Genomic DNA, 3,297 nt, shown 5'->3' on the forward strand with positions numbered 1-3,297 from the left:
CGGCCGTTCATGGCGGCGCGCACCTTGCCATCGCCGCCGTTGGCGGCAGCGGCCTTCGGCGCAGCGAGGGTCAGGTCAGTCACCGCGAGCGGGATACCGCGGTGCTGGAGATAGAGCCGATCGCCGTCGCGCAGGAACTTTGCGCTGTCCATCACGCCGTCGTGGCGGAAGCGGATGGCGTCGGCATCGAGTTGGTCGATCTCAAATCTGTCCTGTCGGCCGTGGGTGGCAACGGCGTAGCTGCCGTCGCGTTCGCGGGTGACTTCGAGCTCGAACGTCTGGCCGGCGATCTCGATTCTCGCCGGCAGAGGGAACGTTGCCGACAGGCTCCGGCCACCGCGCCATGACGGTGCACGCGGATTTGTCACGTAGAGCAGCAGGCCCGCCAGCGCCGTATCGAACGCAGCATCCGCCCGCGGCGCCAGCAACTCGTCGCGGTGCGCGCCGATGAAGGCCGTCGTCGCCTCGCCCCTGGCAAAACCGCGATGACGCAGGCACGACATCAGGAAAGCCTGGTTGGTGGTCACGCCAAAGGCCGTGAGCTGCTCCAGGCCGACGATCAGCCGCCCCCTCGCCTCCTCGCGCGTGACGCCATGGCTGATCACCTTGGCGATCATGGAATCGTAGAACGGCGGGATCTCCGAACCCGATTGCAGCGCGTGCTCGACACGGATGCTTTCAGGCACCTGCCAGCGCGCCATGCGGCCCGATTGCGGCATGAAGTCGTGCTCGGCATCTTCCGAGCAGAGCCGCACCTCGATGGCGTGACCAGAGAGCTTGATATCCTGCTGATTCACCGGCAGCGCCTCGCCGCGCGCGACGCGCAGCTGCAGCTCGACGAGATCGAGCCCGGTGATCGCCTCGGTCACGGGATGCTCGACCTGAAGACGTGTATTCATCTCCATGAAGTAGAACGCGCCGCTCGCATCGAGCAAAAATTCCAGCGTGCCGGCGCCCTCGTAACGTAGCGCCTTGACCGCGGCGACCGCGACCTCGCCCATTTTTGCGCGCAGCTCCGGCGTCACAGCGGGCGACGGCGCCTCCTCGATCAGCTTCTGGTGCCGCCGTTGCACCGAGCAGTCGCGCTCGCCGAGATGGATGGCGTTGCCATGGCTGTCGCCGAACACCTGGATCTCGATGTGACGGGGATTCTGGATGGCGCGTTCCAGGATGACGATGGGATCGCCGAACGCCGCCTTCGCCTCCGACCGCGCACTGCGCAGCGCATCCGGGAACGAAGCAGCGTCCGTCACCATCCGCATGCCGCGTCCGCCGCCGCCGGCGACGGCCTTGATCATCACGGGGAAGCCGATCTTTTTGGCTTCCGCGAGCATCACATCGTCACCCTGGTCGGCGCCCTGATAGCCGGGCACGACGGGAACGCCGGCCTTTTTCATGATCTCCTTGGCACCGGCCTTGTTGCCCATCGCCTCGATCGCCTGCGGCGACGGGCCGATGAAGACGAGGCCGGCATCCTTGCAGGCTTGCGCGAAGTCTTCGTTCTCGGCGAGGAAGCCGTAGCCGGGATGGACGGCGTCCGCGCCGCTGGCTTTCGCGGCGGCGATGATCGCGGGGATGTTGAGATAGGATTGCGCCGGCAGGGCTTCGCCGATCCGCACGGCCTGATCGGCCTGCTTGACGTGGAGCGCGTCGCGATCGGCATCCGAATGGACCGCGACGACACCGAGGCCGAGCTGCCGCGCGCTGCGCATCACGCGCAATGCGATCTCGCCGCGGTTGGCGACCAAAACCTTGAAGAACGGCCGGCGCTGCACTGATCCGTTCCTCATGGGCGGGCCACCGAAAACTGCATGCGCTGAGGCGTGCGCGCATCGCCCTCGCGGCAGATCGCGAGCACTTCGGATAGCACCGCGCGGGTGTCGCGCGGATCGATCACGCCGTCGTCGAGCACGCGCGCACTGGTCGAGAACACGTCCATCTGGCCGTCGAACACGCCGATGATCTGCGCCTTCATGGCATCGAGCTTGTCTTTCTCGATGGGCTTGCCGCGCCGCGCCGCGGCGGCCTCGGTCACGATCGCCATGGTTTCAGCCGCCTGCTCGCCGCCCATGACCGCGGTCTTGGCGTTGGGCCAGGAGAAGCAGAAGCGCGGATGGAAGCCGCGACCGCACATGCCGTAATTGCCGGCCCCGAAAGAGGCGCCGCAATAGATGGTGATCTGAGGCACGGTGGCCGAGGTGACCGCCTGGATCATCTTCGAGCCGTGCTTGATCATGCCGGCTTCTTCATAGGCCTTTCCGACCATGTAGCCGGTGGTGTTGTTGAGATAGAGGATCGGCGTGCGGGTCTGGCAGCAGGCCTGGATGAAATGCGTCGCCTTGTTGGCGCCGGCGGGATCGAGCGGGCCGTTATTGGTGATGATACCGATCGCCTGCCCCTCGATGCGGGCATGACCGCAGACGGTGGCGGGCCCATAGTTCGGCGCCATCTCGGTGAAATCGGAATCGTCGACGATGCGCGCGATCACTTGGCGCATGTCCACGGTGCGCTTGTGGTCCATCGGCATGATGCCGAGCAGCTCGTCCTGATCGTAGCGCGGCGGCTTGAATTGCGGAGGCGCCTTGCCCGGACGTTCCCATTCCATTGCCGCCATGATCTCGCGCGCGATGCGAAGCGCATCGCGATCGTCTTCGGCGAGGTAGTCGCCGAGGCCGGACACTTGCGTGTGCATCTCGGCGCCGCCGAGCTCTTCCTCGGTCGCGATCTCGCCGGTCGCCGCCTTCAGCAGCGGCGGCCCTGCAAGGAAAGCACGCGTGCGGCCGCGCACCATGACGATGTAGTCGGAGAGACCGGTCTGATACGCGCCGCCGGCGGTCGAAGAGCCATGCGTGACGGTGACGACGGGCAGGCCTGCCGCCGAGAGCCGGGCGAGATTACGAAAGATGTTGCCGCCGCGGACAAAGTCCTCGACGCGGTAGCGCAAGAGATTGGCGCCGGCGCTTTCGACGAGCTGGACATAAGGCAGCTTGTTCTCGAGCGCGAGCTCCTGCACCCGCAGCGTCTTGTCGAGACCGTAAGGTTGCAGTGCCCCGGCATCGATGCCGGCGTCGTTGGCGCTGACCATGCAGCGGATGCCCGAGACGAAACCGATGCCGGCGATGACACCGCCGCCGGGCACGCTCTTGGCGGCATCTGATACGTCGAACATGTAGCCTGCGAGCGTGGACAGTTCGATGAAGGGGGCACCGGGATCGAGCACCAGCGCGACGCGCTCACGCGGCAGCAACTGGCCGCGCTTGTGAAAGCGTTCCTTCGCGGCCGCCGACGCCGCACGCG

Annotated in this window: 2 protein-coding genes; both read right to left on the reverse strand. The window is 66.3% G+C overall.

What is annotated here, in order from left to right:
• On the reverse strand, positions 1-1,790 hold a 1,790-nt coding region (locus MOV75_RS31970), incomplete at its 3' end, for an acetyl/propionyl/methylcrotonyl-CoA carboxylase subunit alpha (RefSeq protein WP_247007310.1).
• On the reverse strand, positions 1,787-3,297 hold a 1,511-nt coding region (locus tag MOV75_RS31975), incomplete at its 5' end, for an acyl-CoA carboxylase subunit beta (RefSeq protein WP_247007311.1). The genes MOV75_RS31975 and MOV75_RS31970, both read right to left, overlap by 4 nt.

The organism is Bradyrhizobium sp. PRIMUS42, assembly GCF_023006515.1.
Taxonomy (GTDB): Bacteria; Pseudomonadota; Alphaproteobacteria; order Rhizobiales; family Xanthobacteraceae; genus Bradyrhizobium.